Here is a 3,362-nt window from a genome sequence, read left to right on the forward strand (position 1 = left end):
AAATTATTGTAATCTCTTGCCACAGCAGGATGATTTTCACCAAAAAGCTTAAGGTCAATGGCAAGCCCTTTGTTAGTGTATTCTGCGGCCTGTTCTAAATTACCTTGCTCCATGTAAATGGTGCCCAAATTATTGTAATCTATTGCCACAGTAGGATGATTTTCACCAAAAAGCTTAAAGTCAATGGCAAGAGCTTTGTTAGTGTATTCTGTGGCCTGTTCTAAATTACCTTGCTCCATGTAAATGGTGCCCAAATTATTGTAAGAGGTTGCCACGGTAAGATGGTTTTCGCCAAAAATTTTAAGGTTAATGGCAAGGGCTCTGTTAGTATATTCTACAGCCTGTCCTAAATTGCCTTGATCTTGGTAAATTTGGCCTAAGTTATTGTAAGAGGCTGCCACAGTAGGATGATTTTTACCATAAAGCTTAAAGTCAATGGCAAGAGCTTTGTTAGTATATTCTACCGCCTGTTCTAAATTGCCTTGCTCTTGGTAAATTTGGCCTAAATTATTGTAAGAGATTGCCACACCAGGATGATTTTCACAATATAACTTACTGTAAATAGCAAGTGCTTTTAGGATATGCTCAGCTGCTTTTATTAAATTTCCTTGTTTTTGGTAAAGTAATCCCAGATTGGTGTGATGTGTTGCTATATTGTGATGATTATCACCAAATAATTCAGTGGTAATATTCTCCGCTTTTTTTATATATTCAGCTGCTTTTGCTAAATTGCCTTGGTTTAGGTAGATTTGCCCTAGGTTGTGGTAACAAGTTGCCACGCTAGGATGATTTTCATCAAAAAGCTTCTTTTTAATATCTAGTGCTTTTTGTGAGTACTCGATTGCTTTTGCTAAATTTCCTTGTGCCTCATAAATTGTTCCCAAATTGGTGTAGCTATTTGCTATGCTGGAATGATTTTCACCCAACAGCTTCCTTTTGATATCCAGCGCTTTCTGAGAATGCTTAATTGCTTTTACTAGATTTCCTTGTTTTTGGTAAATACAGCCTAAATTATTATAATACCTTGCTATATTAGGATTAACTTTATTATCTGAATTTTGATGAATTGTAAGCGCTTGTTGGAGGTATTTAGCCGCCTTATTTAGATTTCCTTTTTCAGCATAAATAAGCCCAAGAATATTAAATATGTTAGAATTTCCTAAATCTACTTTTTTTGCTAAGCGATACCACTTTTTTGCCTCATCTAGTAGACAAAGTCTTAAAGCTATATCTCCTTGGGTTTCATATGAATCATCATTTAATTTTGAAGATTGAAGTGTTTCTTCATTGCCTGCTAAGAAATCTTGAATGGCTTGATAGAAAGGAATAAAGATACAATAGATTTTTTTTATCTTTTCTAGAGCTGCAGGATTTAAAACAAACTGCTTTTGAATAAGTATAGGGTTTTCAAATCCAAAAGGCTTAATGAGAGGATTCATTATTTCCTTTTGGGCTTGATAATGAGAGTAGGTCTCAAGACGCATAAATAAAGCTATGCTTATCCAATCTTTTAACTTTTCAGCGGTATTTTCTGTTATAATCTCTAATTCCGTTAGTCTATCAATCCTAGCAAAAGTGTTGGAATCCGCTACTTTTTTAAGGAGTGCTAGCCTGTCTAAAGCCAAATGAGGAAAACGATAAAAATTATTTTTTACTTTAAAAAGCATGCCTTCCTTGTCTAAATCACCTATTCCTGGGTTAAAAGTTTCCATATCCTCTTGAACTAGGTGATGCTTGGCTAGATATAGACGTAGATCAAAGTCTTTGCGACAAAGCTTGCCAAGCTCGTCCTGAGCATTTTTCCTATAGTGCTTAGTTAGCTTCTCACTTCCTACCAAATGAGTGAAGTTTAGTAATTCCATGGAAAGATGAGGCTCTTTTTTATGCCACCACTGGCCTTTTTCATCTTTACCAACATAATGCGCCATTTTCTCAGGCGTTTGGATAAGCTCAAATGTTTGGCGATTGCCAGAGGGGGTTTTACAACCTTTTCCTTCTGCTCCTTCACCATCAAAGGCAAAGCCTCTAGGAGTAACGCTATCAAAAAAATTAATCTCTTTTATGCAGGGAATATTTAAAGCAGGTAGGATTGTCTCTCCTAAGTTGATCACTTTTAAGTGAAGAAGAGCTGTTAGACGTCTGAAATAATCTTTGTTTCCAGAAGTGTCTTCTTGTATAAGAATGCCGAACTCTAGATCGGAGTAAGGGGTCATCTCTTCCCTCGCTAACGAACCAAATCCTATCATTGCATATTCACAGGGCGCAGATCCTAAAACCTCTTGAGCTTGATCTACAAGACTCTTAAAGAAAGCTTTTATCCCCCGGGCAATCTCACTATACAGCTTTCGGACTTCCTCAGATGAAGGATTTGGGCGGATAAGTTGAATTTTTTTCTCTATTTCTTCTCTAAACTTTTTTAATTCTCCGCGATTATTTTCAAATTGCTTTTTGGATGTAGGAATATCTATAGGTTCTCCTCTGCAAGCCTTAATAAGCAAAATTTCGACTTTTAATAGCTTTTCTTTAATATTTTCTTGCTCGTCTAAAGAGGTATTATGCAGGGCATAATTATAAAGCCCTGCGGCTTGGAGGAATGCTTGCGAAGTTCCTTTTATTAAATAGATATCGCCTAGTTTTTCTATACATAATCTTGTCTGAATAGGATCTTCTTCTTGGATAGCAAGCTTTAAAACGTGAGTATAATTCTCTTCTAGCCGGTCTGCGGATAAGAAATTATTGCTCTCGTCAATTGGGAAAGGGGATGTAGCTAAATGGCTTGAAAGTTTATCAAGATAGGGTTTTAGGTTCTGAGGTTGATAGAGCTGCAAGAACTTAACATTATTAGGCATGTGTTGTTTAAACACACGGGCACAGCTTCTTGCATCAAGAATTTTTCTTAATTCGTCTTCACTTAAATTACTAAAAGAATGAAAAATCTGTTTGAAAATTTTTAAAGGTAGATTAGCCAAGGGACTAGGAGGGCCAAAAGCGTTATCTTTTGCTATAGGAGGGGAGTGGCTTTCAGTGAATAATGGAGTAGACCTGTATACGTTCGCTAAACTCATTGGCTTGACCTTCTTTTAGGCTGACTTACATTCCAAAGGGTAAAGAGTTGTTTGTAATCCTATTACACCCTTACATTTTAAAGAAGGGCAAAAAAATTATTTTTCATTTTCTTATATAAAAGTAAAATTTAAAAGGCAATTTTTATATTTTTAAATAAAGATACCTAAATAAGACGCAGGGAAATTGCATGAAGATTTTATTTGTCCTAGACAGTACTTGAACTGACAAACATGAGTTACCTGGCAGGTACTATTTCTGTCAGTTGTAACTGTCCTAGACAGTACTTGACCTGACAC

At 35.9% G+C, this 3,362-nt stretch carries 1 protein-coding gene; it reads right to left on the reverse strand.

Features of this window, described 5'->3' with window-relative positions; translation table 11 throughout:
• Window positions 1-3,065 (reverse strand): tetratricopeptide repeat protein (locus tag DB41_RS10565; protein ID WP_155117554.1); only part of this gene is annotated, 3,065 nt, incomplete at its 3' end.
• Window positions 3,066-3,362 lie beyond the last annotated feature (297 nt).

This window comes from Neochlamydia sp. TUME1, assembly GCF_000813645.1.
GTDB lineage: Bacteria > Chlamydiota > Chlamydiia > Chlamydiales > Parachlamydiaceae > Neochlamydia.